General features: G+C 67.9%; 17 protein-coding genes and 1 tRNA gene. 7 read left to right on the plus strand and 11 right to left on the minus strand.

The window, feature by feature from the left end; translation table 11 throughout:
• Positions 1-8 precede the first annotated feature (8 nt).
• On the plus strand, positions 9-644 hold the full coding sequence (locus ACXPWS_RS00985; protein WP_458710652.1) for an HD domain-containing protein: 636 nt from the start codon (positions 9-11) through the stop codon (positions 642-644).
• On the opposite strand, the gene pdxR is transcribed toward ACXPWS_RS00985, so the two are convergent.
• The gene (gene pdxR / locus ACXPWS_RS00990; protein ID WP_458710653.1) at positions 634-2052 is read right to left on the minus strand and encodes a MocR-like pyridoxine biosynthesis transcription factor PdxR; all 1419 of its coding nucleotides are present in this window, start codon (positions 2050-2052) and stop codon (positions 634-636) included. The genes ACXPWS_RS00985 and pdxR overlap by 11 nt on opposite strands.
• 49 nt (positions 2053-2101) lie before the next feature.
• On the opposite strand from pdxR, the gene ACXPWS_RS00995 reads away from it, so the two are divergent.
• Entirely contained in the window at positions 2102-2572 is a 471-nt protein-coding gene (locus ACXPWS_RS00995) for a carboxymuconolactone decarboxylase family protein (protein WP_458710654.1), read from the plus strand.
• Between the two features lie 11 nt (positions 2573-2583).
• On the opposite strand, the gene ACXPWS_RS01000 is transcribed toward ACXPWS_RS00995, so the two are convergent.
• Positions 2584-3429, minus strand: coding sequence for a helix-turn-helix transcriptional regulator (locus ACXPWS_RS01000; RefSeq protein ID WP_458710655.1), 846 nt, complete (start codon positions 3427-3429; stop codon positions 2584-2586).
• Between the two features lie 143 nt (positions 3430-3572).
• Between ACXPWS_RS01000 and ACXPWS_RS01005 the strand changes: the two genes are divergently transcribed.
• Positions 3573-4400 (plus strand): oxidoreductase, encoded by an 828-nt coding sequence (locus tag ACXPWS_RS01005; protein ID WP_458710656.1) that lies wholly within the window; start codon positions 3573-3575, stop codon positions 4398-4400.
• A 99-nt stretch (positions 4401-4499) separates the two neighbouring features.
• Here the strand turns inward: ACXPWS_RS01005 and ACXPWS_RS01010 are convergent, their stop codons facing one another.
• The 6 genes from ACXPWS_RS01010 to ACXPWS_RS01035 all read right to left on the minus strand — a co-directional run bounded on the left by ACXPWS_RS01010 (position 4500) and on the right by ACXPWS_RS01035 (position 10277).
• The gene (locus ACXPWS_RS01010) at positions 4500-5105 is read right to left on the minus strand and encodes a hypothetical protein (protein WP_458710657.1); all 606 of its coding nucleotides are present in this window, start codon (positions 5103-5105) and stop codon (positions 4500-4502) included.
• A 94-nt stretch (positions 5106-5199) separates the two neighbouring features.
• Positions 5200-6030, minus strand: a complete 831-nt coding sequence (wzm, locus tag ACXPWS_RS01015) for a galactan export ABC transporter permease subunit Wzm/RfbD (protein WP_458710658.1) — start codon at positions 6028-6030, stop codon at positions 5200-5202.
• Positions 6027-6989: a galactofuranosyltransferase GlfT1 gene (gene glfT1, locus ACXPWS_RS01020; RefSeq protein WP_458710659.1), complete on the minus strand. Its 963-nt coding sequence runs from the start codon at positions 6987-6989 to the stop codon at positions 6027-6029. The genes wzm and glfT1 overlap by 4 nt, the downstream gene beginning before the upstream one ends.
• Positions 6982-7782 (minus strand): galactan export ABC transporter ATP-binding subunit Wzt/RfbE, encoded by an 801-nt coding sequence (wzt, locus tag ACXPWS_RS01025; RefSeq protein WP_458710660.1) that lies wholly within the window; start codon positions 7780-7782, stop codon positions 6982-6984. Before wzt ends, glfT1 begins: the two co-directional genes overlap by 8 nt.
• A 9-nt stretch (positions 7783-7791) precedes the next feature.
• Entirely contained in the window at positions 7792-8289 is a 498-nt protein-coding gene (locus ACXPWS_RS01030) for a bacterial proteasome activator family protein (protein WP_458710661.1), read from the minus strand.
• Positions 8290-8309: 20 nt separating this feature from the next.
• Positions 8310-10277 (minus strand): DUF6541 family protein, encoded by a 1968-nt coding sequence (locus tag ACXPWS_RS01035; RefSeq protein ID WP_458710662.1) that lies wholly within the window; start codon positions 10275-10277, stop codon positions 8310-8312.
• A gap of 111 nt (positions 10278-10388) precedes the next feature.
• On the opposite strand from ACXPWS_RS01035, the gene ACXPWS_RS01040 reads away from it, so the two are divergent.
• Positions 10389-11585, plus strand: coding sequence for a cysteine desulfurase-like protein (locus ACXPWS_RS01040; protein WP_458710663.1), 1197 nt, complete (start codon positions 10389-10391; stop codon positions 11583-11585).
• On the opposite strand, the gene ACXPWS_RS01045 is transcribed toward ACXPWS_RS01040, so the two are convergent.
• Complete coding sequence (locus tag ACXPWS_RS01045; RefSeq protein WP_458710664.1) at positions 11582-12553, minus strand: NAD(P)H-quinone oxidoreductase; 972 nt, start codon at positions 12551-12553, stop codon at positions 11582-11584. The genes ACXPWS_RS01040 and ACXPWS_RS01045 overlap by 4 nt on opposite strands.
• Positions 12554-12594: 41 nt before the next feature.
• On the opposite strand from ACXPWS_RS01045, the gene ACXPWS_RS01050 reads away from it, so the two are divergent.
• The 3 genes from ACXPWS_RS01050 to ACXPWS_RS01060 all read left to right on the plus strand — a co-directional run bounded on the left by ACXPWS_RS01050 (position 12595) and on the right by ACXPWS_RS01060 (position 14148).
• On the plus strand, positions 12595-13107 hold the full coding sequence (locus ACXPWS_RS01050) for a MarR family winged helix-turn-helix transcriptional regulator (protein ID WP_458710665.1): 513 nt from the start codon (positions 12595-12597) through the stop codon (positions 13105-13107).
• A gap of 19 nt (positions 13108-13126) precedes the next feature.
• Positions 13127-13213 (plus strand) — tRNA-Ser (locus tag ACXPWS_RS01055).
• A gap of 215 nt (positions 13214-13428) precedes the next feature.
• Complete coding sequence (locus ACXPWS_RS01060) at positions 13429-14148, plus strand: ANTAR domain-containing protein (protein ID WP_458710666.1); 720 nt, start codon at positions 13429-13431, stop codon at positions 14146-14148.
• Positions 14149-14205: 57 nt separating this feature from the next.
• Here the strand turns inward: ACXPWS_RS01060 and ACXPWS_RS01065 are convergent, their stop codons facing one another.
• Both ACXPWS_RS01065 and ACXPWS_RS01070 read right to left on the minus strand, forming a co-directional pair.
• Positions 14206-14829 carry a hypothetical protein gene (locus ACXPWS_RS01065; RefSeq protein ID WP_458710667.1) on the minus strand — a complete coding sequence of 208 codons (624 nt, stop codon included), beginning with the start codon at positions 14827-14829 and terminating at the stop codon, positions 14206-14208.
• 5 nt (positions 14830-14834) lie between these two features.
• Positions 14835-15722: an alpha/beta hydrolase gene (locus ACXPWS_RS01070; protein ID WP_458710668.1), complete on the minus strand. Its 888-nt coding sequence runs from the start codon at positions 15720-15722 to the stop codon at positions 14835-14837.
• Positions 15723-15724 lie beyond the last annotated feature (2 nt).

Below are 15724 nucleotides of genomic sequence, written 5' to 3' on the forward strand. Positions count from 1 at the left end.
ATGTGCGCGTGACGGATCTGCTCGCGCAGTGGTGTGCGTTGCTTACGCGCCATAGCGCGTCTTCTGCCATCGAGGCCACGGGTGCGGCGCTGCTCGCCCGGTGGGCCGAGCCGCACCGCCGCTACCACGACCTTTCGCATCTGCGCGGGGTGCTCGGCGCCGTCGAGGACCTGACCAGGGGATCCGATGCCGCAGATGTCGACGTCGACGCGGTGATGGTGGCCGCCTGGTATCACGACGCCGTCTACGCCGGGCAACCCGACGACGAGGAGAACAGCGCGCTGCTGGCCCAGGCCGATCTCACCGCGCTGGGGGCGCCGCCGGCGTTCGTGGCGGAGGTGGCCCGGCTGGTGCGGTTGACCGTCGAGCACGACCCGGCCCCGCAGGATCGCAACGGGCAGGTGCTCTCCGACGCCGACCTTGCCGTGCTGGCCCTGCCTCCGCAGGACTATCGGCGCAACACCGCCAAGGTGCGCGCCGAGTACGGCCACGTCCCCGACGCGGAGTTCCGGGCCGGCCGGGTGCGCATCATCGGCGCCCTGCTGGCGGCGCCGTCGTTGTACCGCACCGAGCGGGGCAGACGGATGTGGGAGGACAGCGCACGATCCAACATGTCCGCCGAGCTCCGCTCGCTCAGCGACTGATCCCGGCCAGCACACCGCACAGTGCATCCACCGCTGCCGCGAAGGCGTGCTCGGCGGGCGTGCCGAAGCTGACCACCACGCCGTCTCGCGCGGGGGTACCCGGCCCGGCGTCCGGATGGCGCAGCAGGGCCAGCCCGGACAAGGCGATCCCGGCCTCCCCGGCCCGGCGCACCACCTCGGCCTCGGTGCCGTCGGGCAGTGTGAGCAACAGATGCAGGCCCGCCGAAAGCCCGCTGACACCGACCCCCAACGGTTCCAGGGCGGCCACCAGGCGGTCCCGTCGGCGCCGGTAGGCCAACCGCATCCGCCGGATGTGCTTGTCGTAGCTCCCATGGGTGATGAAGTCGGCCATGGTGAGCGCGGTGAGCCCGCCGACGTAGAACTGCTCACCGCCCATCGCGGCCAGTACCGGGTCGAGCAGATCGCCGGGCACCACCATCCAGCCCAGCCGCAGCACCGGGGACAGGCTCTTGCTGGCCGAGCCGCAATAGACCACCCGGTCGGGGTCCAGTCCCTGCACGGCGCCGACCGGCTGCCTGTCGTACCGGAATTCGCCGTCGTAGTCGTCCTCGATGAGGTAGCCCCCGGTGCGGTGGGCCCAGTCCACTGCCGCGGTGCGCCGGACCGGGTGCAGCGGCACGCCGTGCGGGAAATGGTGGGCCGGTGTCAGCAGCGCGGCCCGGCTGCCGTCGGACACGCTGTCGATGACGGCGCCCTGGTCGTCGAGGTCGATGGGAGTTGTGGAAACGCCTTGCGCGGCAAGGGCATCGCGGAACAGGAAGAGCCCGTAGGCTTCGACGGCGAACGGGCCGCCGAGGGCGCGGGCGAGAATTTCGACCGCGTGCCGAGTGCCCGCGCAGATGACGATCTCGTCGGGTGTGGTGCGCACCCCGCGCACCCTGCCGAGGTATTCGGCCAGGGCGGTGCGCAATTCGATGCGCCCGCGCGGATCACCCATCCGCAGGGCGTCGTTGGGCGTGTCCGCCAGCATCCGGCGGGTGGCGGCCAGCCAGTCGGCACGCGGAAACTGCGAGACGTCGGGTGAACCCGGCATCAGGTTGTGCGCCGGCGTTCCCGGGGTGCCGCGGGGGCGGGCCGGCAGCGGATCGGTGCCGGTGTTGACCACCCAGGTGCCCGCGCCCTGCTTCGACGCCAGCCAGCCCTCGGCGACCAGTTCGGCGTAGCTGTCGGCGACGGTGTTGCGGGCCAGGCCGAGGTCCGCGGCCAGCGTGCGCGACGGCGGGAGCATGGTGCCCACGGCGAGGCGCCCGGACCGTACGGCGTCGCGCAGGGCAGTTAGCAGAAGTTCCCGCGCCCCGCGGGCGCCGGGGGTGATGACGTCGCGCAGATCGAGATGGAGGTCGCGCGAACCCGGATTGGCCGGCCCAGAATTGGCCCACGAAGTCACTATGGAATTGAACCATGTAGATGGTTCTTTGTTGGCTAGCGTTGTCGCCATGACACAAACACTCGAACACCCCACCGCCCTCGACCGCGTCCAGATCTACAAGGTCTCGCCGGAGCTGTACGACGCCATGATGAAGCTCTCGGGCGCCGCCGCCAAGGATGTCGATCCGACCATCGGCGAACTCATCAAGATCCGTGCGAGCCAGATCAACCACTGCGCGTTCTGCCTCGACATGCACGTCGCCGATGCCCGCAAGCTGGGCGAGACCGAGCAGCGACTGGCGCTCATCGCGGCCTGGGAGGAAGCGGGCAACCTGTTCACCGACCGCGAGCGGGCAGCCCTGGAGCTGACCGAGGCCATCACCGAACTGCATCACGGCCACGTCTCCGACGAGGTGTATGCCAAGGCCGCCGCCGTGTTCAGCGAGAAGGAGCTGGCTCAGGTCATCGCGATGGCCGTCACCATCAACACGTGGAACCGGTTCAACGTCGCGACCCGGATGAAGGCACCGCGCCGCTGAGCCCTGTCTGCTCACGTTCCTACGTCGACGGGCCGGGACTTCAGCAGCTCGCTGAGTCTCTGCTCCGACGGCGATCCCACATCGGCGGTGTAGATGATCACCCGTAGCTCGGGATCACTGGGTGGGATCAGTGCTTCGTAGTTCAGCGTCAGCGCACCGACGGACTCGATCTCGAATCTCTTGGGGCCGTGCGTGTGCTGGGACACGCGGTGGTCGGACCAATAGGTGGCGAACTCGTCTGACTGCGCGGTGATTTCGTCGATGAGAGCTGCCAGCAGCTGGTCGCCGGCGTCCCGGCCGGCGGCCAACCGCAGAATCGCCACCAACTGCGCGGCGATATCGGACCAGTCCGGATATACGGCCCTGGCCTTCGGGTTGAGGAACATCCAGTGCACCATGTTGCGTTCGGCGGGTGGCATCGCCTCGAAGTCGTCGAGCAGCGCCGCACCCGCGCGATTGATGGCGAGAACCTCCATCCGCGGACCGTGCAGCACAGCGGGTGTCGGATCCAGCGCGTAGATCATCGCCCGAAGGGCGGCACGCACCCGCAGCGGCTTGCTGGTTGTCGAAGACACAGACCGTGCCGGCCGCACCAACTCGGTGAGGTGACGCCGCTCGAGATCATCGAGGCGCAACGCGTCGGCTACCGCCGACAGCACCGAGTCGGAGATGTTGCGGGCACGGCCCTGTTCCAGGCGCGCGTAGTAGTCGGCACTGACACCGGCGAGTACCGCCAGTTCTTCCCGGCGCAGACCGGTGACGCGGCGCGCGGTGCTGCCGTGCAGGCCCACCTCGGCGGGCGACAGCCTGGACCGGCGCGAGCGAAGGAACTCGCCGAGCTCATTGGGCTGCGTCATGGTTCCCATTATCGGCGAGCGGCCGGCGCGCGCAGCCGAAACCAGGTCTGGCAGACCTAGGAACAACAGGGCGGGAAATCCGCTGTCGCGTAGCCGTCCCGCTGTGTTGATTTCCAGGTAAGCAACAACACGAAGGGAACATCATGACCGTCTGGTTCATCACCGGGGCATCGCGTGGATTCGGCCTGGCAATCGCGAGAGCGGCCCTCGGCCGCGGCGACAGCGTCGTGGCCACCGCGCGCAACCTGCAGGCCCTCGCCGAGGCGCTCCCGGCAGGTGACGAACGCCTGCTCACCGTCGAACTCGATGTGCACCGACCCGAGCAGATCGCCGCGGCGGTCGACGCCGCGGTGGCGGCATTCGGGCGGATCGACGCCCTGGTGAACAACGCCGGCCGTGGTCTGGTGGGCGCCGTCGAGGAGACCTCGGATGCGGAGGCACGTGCGGTATTCGACGTGAACGTCTTCGGCCTGCTCGCCGTGACGCGGGCGGTGCTGCCCCAGATGCGTGCCCAGGGATCAGGCCTCGTCATCAACGTGTCCTCGGTTGGCGGCTTCGTCGCCTGGCCGGGCTGGGGGGTTTACTGCGCGACCAAATTTGCCGTCGAGGGTTTGTCGGACGCCATGAAACATGAGCTGGAGCCGCTGGGTATCAAGGTGACCGCGATCGAGCCGGGGCCGTTCCGGACGGACTTCCTCGACGGCAGCAGCCTGCACATCGCGGCCACCGAGATCGCCGACTACGCCTCGACCGGCGGCGCGGCGCGTACCTGGGCCGTCGACAACAACGCCGGGCAGGCCGGAGATCCGGAGAAGGCCGCCGCGATCATCGTCGGCCTCGCGTCCGAGGACCGGCTTCCGGAGCGAATCCAGCTCGGCGCCAATGCCGTTCATGACATCGCCGACAAGCTCGCCCGGACATCACGAGACCTGGAGCAATGGCGTGAGGTCGCGCTGTCCGCCGACTTCTGACCCGCGCGTCCCGGCGTAGCAGTCAGCTCCCCGGCGGGTGCCGAGGAGCTGAGCCGGTGCGGGCACATTAGGCCCACACCCCGAGGTGGCTGGGAAAAGCTAGGCGACCGCGTCGCGGATGCTCCGGCGGGCGGCCGAGACGCGGGCCTGGACGGCGTCACGCGCAGCGACCGCGGTGGCGTTGAGCTCGCTCCACTCCTGGTCGATGGCGTCGCGCAGGTCGCCGCCCGCGCTGGCCACGGTGGCGATGCCGAACGCTCCGTCGACGGCGGACGCCGCCAGTGAGCCCTGGGCGCGCACCAACGAGCCCGCGACTTCGGCGGCACCGGTGATGACCGCATTCGGCAGGGTCGCCTGCTGACCGACGTATTCGCCGACGGCATGGCGGATCCGGTCGCCCGCCGCACCGAGGCCGGCCTGCACGGCGTCTCCGGTCTCGCCGAACGCGGTGGGCAGGGTGGCGCCGTCGCGGACCGCGGCGATCACCTTGGCCGGGGCCTCGACCAGCGCGGCGGTGGCATCGGTCGCGGCGCTGACCAGCTCACCGGACAGGCCGTGCCCGGCGGCCAACTGCCGCTCCAGGACCTCGCGTACCGCCGGCACCGTGCGCTTCACCTCGGGTTCGGCGTGTACCGAGATGAGTTCAGCCTCGATCACGTTCTCCGAGGCTGGGGCGGTCGTTTCGCCGTTGATGACGTCGGTCATGGCTGCTCCTGGAAACTGGGAAGTCGGCTGCGGGATGAGCGCCATTCAACGCGCCGCAGCCGAATCGACGATTGCGTCCGGGTGAACGGACGAACTACACCCAGTACGGCACCCGCGCCCGGTACTGCCGCATGGCGATGGCCGCCATCATCCAGCCCAGCACGGTGAACACCAGCACCACAATCCAGTGCCGCAGCTCCTGGTCGGCACCCAGCAGCGGCGCCCGGACGATGTCCACGTAGTGCAGCAGCGGATTGAATTCGATGATCTTGGCCCAGCCGCCGGCGCCCTGGTCGCGCAGCGTCTGGTCGTTCCAGATGATCGGCGTCATGTAGAACAACAGCTGCACCAGGCTGAACAGCAGCGGGCTGATATCGCGGTAGCGGGTCGCCAGGATCCCGAAACACAGTGCGACCCATACACAATTGGCCACGATCAGGGCCAACGCCGGGATGAACATCAGGTCGGTCCACTTCCACGGCTGCGGGAAGATGATCGCGATGACGACGAAGATGATGATGTTGTGCGCAAAGAGCAGCACCTGGCGCCACACCAGCCGGTAGACGTGCACGCTCAACGGGGTGGGCAACTGTTTGATCAGCCCCTCGTTGGCGACGAACACGTCGGCGCCCTCGATGATCGCCGCGTTGATCATGTTCCAGATGATCAGGCCGAGGGTGACGTACGGGAGGTGCTCGGCGAGTTTGAGATGGAACAGCTGGGAGTACAGCCCGCCGAGCGCGACGGCCATGGTGCCGGTGGCGATGGTGATCCAGAACGGGCCGAGCACGCTGCGCCGATAGCGCTGCTTGATGTCCTGCCAGCCCAGGTGCAGCCACAGTTCCCGTTTGCCGAAGCCGGACACCAGGTCGCCCCAGGCGCGGGTGAACGTCTTGGATTGTGCCGCCGCGTCGGTGAATGTCATCGGTCGTTTCTCCCGTCGCTTCGCTTGTCCGGGTGGTCAAACCTTTCGAAGCGTTCCTGTCTGCCCAGTCGCCGCAGCCGCAGCCACTCCCGCAGCCCGGCCGGGTCGCGCCGGGTCACCAGGAAGTACCAGCCGAACCGCACCCACTCCTGCGGGATCAACCTGCGCTGGCCGCGCTGGGCCTGCACGTACCCGCGGTTGCGGTAGGTGTAGTAGCGCTTGGCGTCGTTGTCGGGGTATTGGGTGTGCATGCGCCCACCGAGGATCGGCTTGAATTCATCCGAGCCGTACGGGTGCAGGTACACCGCGTCCAGGCAGGTGCCGAACGCCACGCCGGACAGCAGCAGCCTGCGGTGCAGGTCCACCTCGTCACCGCGGATGAACAGCCGAAGATCGGGCACTCCAACGGTTTCCACCGCTGCCGCGGAGAACAGCGCGCCGTTGAACAGCGAGGCGATACCGGGTAACAGGTCCTCGGTGCCTTCGCGCAGTTCGGCTGCCCATCGCCGCCACACCAGTCCGCGCCGCAGTGGGAAGGCCAGCCGCTGCGGCTGGTCCATATCGCACACCACCGGCGACACTTCGGCCAGCGAATGCCTTGCCGCGCAAGACAACAACGTTCCGAGCACCGAAGCGTCGGCGGGCCGGCCGTCGTCGTCGGCCAGCCAGATCCAGTCCGCGCCGAGGGTCAGTGCGTGCAGCATGCCGAGCGCGAAACCGCCTGCCCCGCCGAGGTTCCGGCGTGAACCCAGGTAGCTGGACGGCACCGGCTGGCTTTCGACCAGTGCGCGGACCCGGTCATCGGCATCGTTGTCGACGACGATCAGGTGGTCCGGTGCGCGGTCCTGGCCGCAGACCGCGGCCAGTGAGGTGGCCAGGGTGTCGACGCGGCGGTGCGTGACGACGACCGCGACAACACGCTCTTCGCGCGAGCGCTCATCGGCCACACGCTCAGCCATCGGCCCGGGCGTTCTCCTCGAGCACCTCGCGCACGTGCCGGGCGGCGTCGGGACCCTCGTAGGCGCCGACGACCTCTTCGATGCCGCCGGTCATCTTGATGGTGCCGTGGTCTACCCACATCGCGGTGTCGCAGAGCTGGGCCAGGAATTCGTTGGAATGGCTTGCGAACACCAGGATTCCGGAACGTGCCACCAGGTCTTGCAGCCGCTTGCGCGCCTTGTGCATGAACTCCGCGTCCACCGCGCCGATACCTTCGTCGAGCAGCAGGATCTCGGGGTCGATGCTGGTGACCACGCCCATCGCCAGCCGCACCCGCATACCGGTGGAGTAGGTGCGCAACGGCATCGACAGGTAGTCGCCGAGTTCGGTGAACTCCGCGATCTCGTCGACCTTGGCCGTCATCTGCTTGCGCGTCTGTCCCAGGAACAACCCGCGGATGATGATGTTCTCGAAACCCGATATCTCGGGGTCCATCCCGACGCCGAGATCGAATACCGGGGCGACCCGACCGGTCACGGTGGCCGACCCGCGCGTCGGTTCGTAGATGCCCGACAACAGCCGCAGCAGAGTCGATTTGCCCGCACCGTTGTGCCCGACCAGACCCACCCGGTCGCCCATCTTCAGCGACAGCGTGATGTCCCGCAGCGCTTCGATCACCACGACGTTGGATTCGTTGCGCCCGATCGTGCCGCCGGCCTTGCCCAGGAACGCCTTCTTCAGTGAGCGTGACTTGGCGTCGAAGATCGGGAACTCGACCCACGCGTTGCGGGTCTCGATATGCGGATTACTCATACGGCAGGACTACAGGTACTGCCCGGTGCCGGATTGGCCCGGCCCGCGCTGCTGGCCGCCCATCCCGGGCGGCAGCTGGCGCATCTGCTCCAGCTGCGCGCGCGCGGCCATCTGCTGGGCGAACAGGGCGGTCTGGATACCGTGGAACAGTCCTTCCAGCCAGCCGACCAGTTGAGCCTGCGCGATCCGCAGTTCGGCATCCGAGGGCACCGCGCCCTCGCCGAAGGGCAACGTGAGCCGCTCCAACTCCTCGCGCAGTTCCGGCGCGAGACCATCCTCGAGTTCGCGGATGCTGCTGCGGTGTATCTGCAGCAGCTTGCTGCGGCTGGCGTCGTCCAGGGGAGCGGCGCGCACCTCTTCGAGCAACTGCTTGATCATGGTGCCGATCCGCATCACCTTGGCGGGCTGTTCGATCAGGTCGGTCAGCGACTTGTCGTCCTGCGCGTCGCCGGTGTTCGGGTCGCCCGCCAGGATCTCGATGTTGTCGTCGTCGGGATTGATCGTCATCGTCTTCCTTTACCCAGTCCTCACCCGTTGCGTTCTGCCGAGGGAGCGTCGCCGCGCCATTCGTAGATGCGCGCCTCTCCGTTGTCGTAGATCTTCGCCCACGACTTCGACTTGTCCAGTGACACTAGTCCGTCGGGCATCACGAACCCGCGCACCACCGGGGTGCTGGTCAGCACGTAGCGGATGTTGAGCGCGTGCACGGCTTCGGCCACCCGGGGATCGTGATCGGCGTCATCGGCGTAGGCCCAGAAGATGAACCGGTGGTAACCGGGCCCCTGCTGCTGCGGATAGTCGTAGTGCGTCCACAGCGGGTGCAGCCCCGCCACGGCGTACATCCACGCGGTGCCGTCGGTGTTGGCATCGCCGATCATGGTCTCCCGCGCGCCGGGCAGGGCGGCGAGATAGGCGAAGGCCTCCAGGTCCTTGTCGTCGATGATCACCCGGTCGTACTTTTCGCCGATCAGGTAACGGTGTCGCGGGAAGTAGTGCCAGGCGCTGGCCATGGTCACCGCGACCAGGACGGCGGCGGTCACTGCCTGCCACAGCCGCGGGGTGCCCCGATCGGTCAGCCGGCGGACCGCGGCGACCGCCAGCGCGACCAAGGTGAACAACCCGATGCCGGCCGCGGACGTCATCAGCATCGTCACCACCGCCGACAACCGGCGCGGGTCGCTGTAGAACAGGTCGCTGAACCGGCCCGTGACGGTGCCGATGATGCCGCCGAACGGTGCGGACGAATGCACGATCGACACCACCAGCAGGCACCACACCGCCAGCGGCCACCAGATCCGCCGGTACACCAGGACCACCGCACCGAGTGCCGCGGCCAGCACCAGGAACCACTGGATCGGGAAATCGTTGAGGTGCCGGGTGTGTTGGACGACGGCGTCGATCAACCCCCGTTTCTTGCCCTCATGGGTGATGAACGCATGCCCGACAATGATCTCCGCCTGTCGCAGCACGCCGACGAACTGGGGCAGCAGCAGCACCAGGGTCGGCACGCCGACGGCCAGCAGGGTGAGGAAATCCCCGAGCCGGCCACGGACCGGCCGCCACAACGCGTCGAACAACCACCACGCCGCGACCAGCAGGACGGCCACCACTCCGCCGGTGATGTGCACCGAGAAGACGCCCAGCACGGCCAGCACCGCCAACGGGATCCGGTCGCGGTGCCGCAGCGCGGAGATCGTGAGCGCCGCCGCCGGTACCGCTATGCCGTAGGCGGCCAGATTGGGCATGGAGGCGGTGTCGAATTCGACGTAGGGAACGGCCGTGAAGGACGCGGACAGCGCGGCCGCGACGGCCGCACAGCCCGCGGTGCGCCATTGCGAGGTGACTCGGCGCAGCATCAGCCAGGTCAGGCTCGCCGCGCTGGCAGGGAACAGCCAGATCGCGGCGACCAGCGAGTTGACGGTGTACGCGGTGGTGGCCGCGGCGCCGCTGAGCTGGCTGAAGATCGCGGCGAGCGCGTGGAAGGTGGACGGGTAGTACAGCGCGTCATGGGTCTCGACGTTGCGCAGCTCGCCCATGTGGGTGGGCGATGCCTGCCCGGTGTCGAGCATCCAGCGGACGGTGTTGGCGTGCCAGACGGAGTCCCAGTTGCTGGGAATCGACTGCCAGTTCGGCAGGCCGCGCACGGCCGCGAACCCGATCGCCAGGGCGCCGAGGGCCACCCCGGCGGCCACCACCAGCGCTGGTCCGCGGCTCGCAGCCAGCGTCTCGGCGTCCTGGTCGCCGAACCGGCCGAGCAGTTTTCGCAAACCAAAAGTGACGCCGGTCACAACGGCCAGCACCGCCAAGGCGGTCCAGGCGTTCCACGGGATGGCGACCGCGCCCAGCGGCACGATCGCCAGCGCCACAACGCCGTACGTCACGGCCGGACCGACCGCGGCCGCAGTCGGCCAGGTCAGGCCTGCCGTCCGCGCGACAATTGCTCCCGGGCACACCAGCAACAGCAGGGCAATTAGCACCCCGAACGACAAGCCCACTGCACTAGTATGGCTGCCGAAGTGATCCGGCTCGGGACAGTAGGGTGCGTCCGGGCACTTACCTGAACTGTGTCCGTTTGCGTGAATCGCAGACGCTCTAAGGTGGCTTGCATGGCTTATGACGTCGCCCGGGTGCGCGGATTGCACCCGTCACTAGGCGACGGTTGGGTGCATTTCGACGCCCCGGACGGGATGCTGCTGCCGGACTCGGTGTCCACGACGGTGTCCACCGCGTTCCGCGGCTCGATGCCGTCGGCCGCCGGCCCGCACCCGTCCGCCCGGCGTAGTAAGACGGTGCTCGCGGCCGCCCGCCAGGCCATCGCGGATCTGGTCGGTGCGAGCCCGGACGGTGTGGTGCTCGGCGCCGATCGGGCGGTGCTGCTGACCTCACTGTCGGATGCCGCCTCGTCCCGGGTGGGCCTGGGTTATGAGGTGGTGCTGACCCGGCTGGACGACGAGGCCAACATCTCACCGTGGCTGCGCGCCGCGAATCGATATGGGGCCAAGGTCAAGTGGGCCGAGGTCGACGTCGAGACCGGTGAGCTGCCGGGATGGCAGTGGGAGAACTTGATCACCAAGCCGACCCGGTTGGTGGCCATCACGTCGGCGTCCTCGACGCTGGGCACGCTCACCGACCTGGAACCGGTCACCAAACTTGTGCACGCCAACAACGGGCTGGTCATCGTCGACCACTCGGCGGCGGCGCCGTACCGGCTCATCGACATCGACGACATCGACGCCGACGTGGTCGCGCTGAACGCGGTCGCGTGGGGCGGGCCGCCGATCGGGGCGCTGGTTTTCCGCGATCCGGCGGTGATCGACCGGTTCAGCTCGGTGTCACTGGATCCACACGCCACCGGTCCGGCCCGCCTCGAGATGGGTCTGCACCAATACGGATTGCTGGCCGGCGTGGTGGCCAGCATCGAATACCTGGCCTCCCTCGACGAGGTGGCAGTCGGCACCCGGCGGGAAAGGCTGGGCGTGTCGATGGAGTCCGCGGCCACCTACATGGACCGGCTGTTCGCCTACCTGCTGAACTCGTTACGGTCCCTGCCGCGGGTGATGGTGCTCGGCAGCCCGGCCGAACGCATCCCGGTGCTCAGCTTCGCGGTGCAGGAGGTGCCCGCCGAACAGGTGCTGCAGCGGCTCGCGGACAACGGCATCCTGGCGTCGGTCGACCCGAACTCGCGGGTGCTCGACCTGATCGGCGTCAGCGACATCGGCGGCGCGGTCACCGTCGGCCTGGCGCCGTACACCACGACGGCCGAGGTCGACCAGTTGGTGCGGGTGCTCGCCTCGCTCGGTTAGCTGACCCGCAGCAGCACCTTGCCCGACACCTCGCCCGAGGCCAGCAGGGCGTGCGCCCGGGCGGCGTCCTCCAGCGGCAGTTCGGCGCCGATGATCGGTTTGACCTGGCCCGCCGCGATCATCGGCCAGACGTTGGCCACCACCGCAGCGACGATCGCGCCTTTGCCGTCGGGCCCGTCGACCGGCCGGGACCGCAGCGCGGTGGCGATCACCCCGGCCCGCTTGCCCAGCAGTTTGCCCAGATTGAGTTCGGCCTTGATGCCGCCCTGCATCCCGATCACCACCAGCCGGCCGCCATCGGCCAGGGCGTCGATATTGCGGTCCAGGTACGCCGCGCCCATGATGTCGAGGATCACCTCGGCCCCGCCCGCGGCGCGTACCCGCTCCACGAAATCCTCCTCGCGGTAGTTGATGGTGATGTCGGCGCCCAGATCCGCGCACACGGCGAGTTTGTCGGCCGAGCCCGCGGTGACGGCGACGTGGCTGCCCAGTGCCCGGGCTACCTGGATGGCGTGCGTGCCGATTCCGCTGGCGCCGCCGTGCACCAACAGCAGCCGTCCCGGGTCCAGGTGCGCCGTCATCATCAGGTTCGACCAGACCGTGCATGCCACCTCTGGAAGCGCGGCGGCCTCGTGCAGCCCGACCCCGTCGGGTATCGGCATCACCTGCCTGGCGTCCACCGCCACGTATTCGGCGTAACCGCCACCCGCCAGCAAACCGCATACCGGTTGCCCGACCGCGAAGTCGGCAACTTCGCTGCCCACTTCGGCGATGATGCCGGACACTTCGAGCCCGAGTAGGTCGCTGGCGCCCGGAGGCGGCGGGTAGTTGCCCGCGGCCTGCAGCAGATCCGCCCGGTTGACGCCCGCGGCGGCCACCCTGATCACAACTTGACGGGTGTGAGCTGCGACGTCGGGAACTACTTGAATTGTCATACGTTCGGTTGACTCTGCAAGGATGGCGCGCATTCAGGCAACGCTACTCGGTGGTTGGGCCGTACGATGGGCCGATGGAAGGCACTATCGCCGGGCGAACCGCCAGCACGATGCCCGGTCTTGATATCGCCGAGCAGAGGTCCTGGCAAAACTTCCTGGACTCCGCGCTACGGCTGTACGCGACGCTGAATCGCTCGCTGGTGGAAGCGCATCGGCTGACGCTCAATGATGTGCGTCTGTTGGACATTCTGGACCGTTCGATGACAGGTTCGGCCCGGATGGGCGACCTGGCGGAGAACCTGATGTCGCTGCCCAGCCGGGTCACCCGGCAGATTCACCGCCTGGAAAAGCTCGGCCTGGTCCAGCGGGTGGCCAGCCCGGAGGACGGCCGGGGCGTGCTCGCCACCATCACCGAAGACGGGCGGGCGGTGCTCAAGGAAGCACTGGAAACCTACGGCGACGGGGTGCGGGCGCACTACCTGGGCCGGTTGTCGCGGCCGCAGATGGCCGCGGTGGGAGAGAACTGCCGCCGGATCAGTGCCGGTCTGCAGTCGGATGCGCCGCCCGCGAGGCTCGGTCGGGTCTAGACCCCTTACGCTTATCGGCGGTGGCGTGGCAGAGCGGCCTAATGCACTCGCCTTGAAAGCGAGAGTCGGCTAACACCGACCGGGGGTTCAAATCCCTCCGCCACCGCTGTTCAGGGGTGGTTTCGACGTCCAGTTGAGTCGATGGGCGCTCCGGATCCGTCCTGCAACGCCTCGGCGTACATGTGGGGGCGGTGTTCAGCGGTCGTAGCGAGCTCCCTGATCACGCCGGTGTGCTTCGCCGCTCGGTTAAAATCCGTGCGGAACCTCGGTCGACGAACCGGACGCCTCATCGTCTGCAAAGGACCAGGAGAAGGGGTTGTCATGGGCGCCGACGCTGAATCTGCGAGCGGGATTTCAATGGAATTGGCGCGGTTGGCGCGCACCATACAGAGTCAGCAGGTCATGGATCTCGACTCTGATCGACTGTTGCTCGAAGTGACTCAAACTGCCGCACAATTGCTGCCTGGGGTCGCCCATGGCGGCGTGACTCTGGTCGTCAACCGCCGCCGCCGAACGGTCGAGACGGTCGCTGCCACGGGATCGGTCCCCAGAACGCTCGCCAGATTGCAGGAGGAGATTCAACAGGGACCCAGCTTGGAATCCGTCTGGAACCTGTGCACCGTTCGTGTTGACGACTACGAAACCGAGACGCGGTGGCCCGACTTCGTCGCCGCTGTGGTCGCGCAGACGCCGGTGCGCTCGAGTTTGTCCATTCAGCTCTACACCAACGAAACCGAGCTCGGAACACTCAACTTGTACGCTGAAACAGCCGCTGTTTTCATCCCTGAAGTCGAGGACATCGCCCTGGCGCTGGCTGCTCAGGCCGCCGTCGGACTCGCCAGCGCTCGTCGCGGCGACGAACTCCAAAGCGCCTTGGCCTCGCGCGACATCATCGGCCAAGCCAAGGGCATCGTCATGGAACGTTTCAACGTCCCTTCCAATGCGGCGTTCAGCATGCTGACGAAGCTGTCGCAGGAATCGAACACACCCCTATATGAGCTTGCTCGGAAACTGGTGTTCGTGGAGCACCCACCCGAATAACTCTGCGCCCCTACCTGATTCAGCATGTGTCCGTGAACCGCCCGGGAACCGACTCCATCAGCACCAGCAGCCGCCGAACACCGAGGTGTGTTCGTCGGTCTCGATCGAGTCCTCGCGCACCACGGTGGAACCGCTGCGCGGATCGAAGTGCAATACCGAGCTCACCGGGTCGTGCCGGATCCATACGGCCACCGACAGCGGATGGCCCTGCCCCATCTCGTAGGACACCAGTTGGAGCTCGCCGGGCTTGCCGAGGTCGCGGACATGTGAGACCACCGCTCGTATCCGTTGACCCGACAGATCTGCCGCGGTGAACGCTGCCTCTCCGGCGTGCAGGTCGGCAATCGAGTCCACGTCCTCGACCTCGCCGTCGCGGACCCAGTACATGTGCAGCTGACCGTCGGCGGCGACGGCCTCGATCGAGATCAGATTGGTGGTCACCTGCACGCGCCGCATCGGCAGGTCACCGAGCCTGGTGCGCACCGCTTCCAGTTCCGAGTCCAGCCGCTGCGAGGCGAACAGATCCTCGTTCGCGACGCCGCCGAGCGCGCGGGTGATCCGGCCGGGTACGTCGGCGACGATCGCGATCACCGCGGCGACCGCCACGACGATCGAGACGGCGATGACGGCGATGTACTTCGCCCGGTGGCTCGGTCGCGCTGCGCCGCTCCCGCGGCCCAAGCCGCTCAGGACGCCACCGGAACGTGCCGCCGCAGGAAATCCAGATAGTCGGTGACCGCGCGCTCGAAGGGCTCGCCGAAGTAGATGTCGAAATGGCCGACCGGGTAGCTGTGCACCTCGGCAGAGGATGCCCGGGACGTCTGACGCCGGGCCGGCCCGTTCGGGGCCACCGTGTCGGGATCGCACAGGGCGACGAACACCGGACTCCGGATGTCCTTGGTGTGCCGACCGGGGGCGTAGAACAGCACGTCGAAGGCCGACCGCGCGGTGATCCGGTTGTCGAAGTCGGCATCTTCGGCGCCGAGCGCACTGATGCCGGGCAGCGCGTCGGGCGCATTCATGAACGACGGTTCGCCGGGGCGACCCGCCGAGGGCAGATAGCGCGGGCCGGCTCCGCGTGCCGCGCCGATGACATCCCGGATGGCGGTCAGCGTCACCTTCGCACTGGTCACCGGATTGACCGCCAGTGCGGAGGCGATGCCGTCGGTGAACGGGCACTGGGCGATCGCGGCGGCCAGCCGGTGGTCGCGGGCCGCCATGGTGAGCGAGTGGCCGCCGCCGAAGCTGGTTCCCCAGGTGACCACCCGGTCGGGATCGACGCCGGGTAGCGTGCGGGCGAACGCAATCGCCGCCTCCCAGTCGGTGAGCTGCTTCGGGACGGAGAGTAATTGCCTTGGTGTTCCGGCGCTTTCGCCGAAGTGTCGGTAGTCGAACACCAGGCAGGTGTATCCGGCGGCGGTGAACCGCTGGGCGTAGGCGTCCAGGTGCATGGCCTTGGTGGCGCCCAGGCCGTGCGCCATCACGATGACCGGCGTGTCCTGCGATGAGTCCGGCCGGTACAGCCACGCACCGCAGCGCTCGCCGGCACTGAGAAATTCGACGTTCTGACGCATCA

Source organism: Mycobacterium sp. BMJ-28, from assembly GCF_054404835.1.

Excerpts from the sequence above, each read along its gene's own strand:
- ACXPWS_RS01070 (WP_458710668.1), bottom strand. The coding sequence starts at position 15,722 with ATGCGTCAGAACGTCGAATTTCTCAGTGCCGGCGAGCGCTGCGGTGCG.
- ACXPWS_RS01045 (WP_458710664.1), bottom strand. The coding sequence starts at position 12,553 with ATGCGCGCCATCCTTGCAGAGTCAACCGAACGTATGACAATTCAAGTA.
- ACXPWS_RS00995 (WP_458710654.1), top strand. The coding sequence starts at position 2,102 with ATGACACAAACACTCGAACACCCCACCGCCCTCGACCGCGTCCAGATC.
- ACXPWS_RS01030 (WP_458710661.1), bottom strand. The coding sequence starts at position 8,289 with ATGACGATCAATCCCGACGACGACAACATCGAGATCCTGGCGGGCGAC.
- ACXPWS_RS01000 (WP_458710655.1), bottom strand. The coding sequence starts at position 3,429 with ATGACGCAGCCCAATGAGCTCGGCGAGTTCCTTCGCTCGCGCCGGTCC.
- ACXPWS_RS01050 (WP_458710665.1), top strand. The coding sequence starts at position 12,595 with ATGGAAGGCACTATCGCCGGGCGAACCGCCAGCACGATGCCCGGTCTT.
- ACXPWS_RS01005 (WP_458710656.1), top strand. The coding sequence starts at position 3,573 with ATGACCGTCTGGTTCATCACCGGGGCATCGCGTGGATTCGGCCTGGCA.
- glfT1 (WP_458710659.1), bottom strand. The coding sequence starts at position 6,989 with ATGGCTGAGCGTGTGGCCGATGAGCGCTCGCGCGAAGAGCGTGTTGTC.
- wzt (WP_458710660.1), bottom strand. The coding sequence starts at position 7,782 with ATGAGTAATCCGCATATCGAGACCCGCAACGCGTGGGTCGAGTTCCCG.
- ACXPWS_RS01010 (WP_458710657.1), bottom strand. The coding sequence starts at position 5,105 with ATGACCGACGTCATCAACGGCGAAACGACCGCCCCAGCCTCGGAGAAC.
- ACXPWS_RS01060 (WP_458710666.1), top strand. The coding sequence starts at position 13,429 with ATGGGCGCCGACGCTGAATCTGCGAGCGGGATTTCAATGGAATTGGCG.
- wzm (WP_458710658.1), bottom strand. The coding sequence starts at position 6,030 with ATGACATTCACCGACGCGGCGGCACAATCCAAGACGTTCACCCGCGCC.
- ACXPWS_RS01040 (WP_458710663.1), top strand. The coding sequence starts at position 10,389 with ATGGCTTATGACGTCGCCCGGGTGCGCGGATTGCACCCGTCACTAGGC.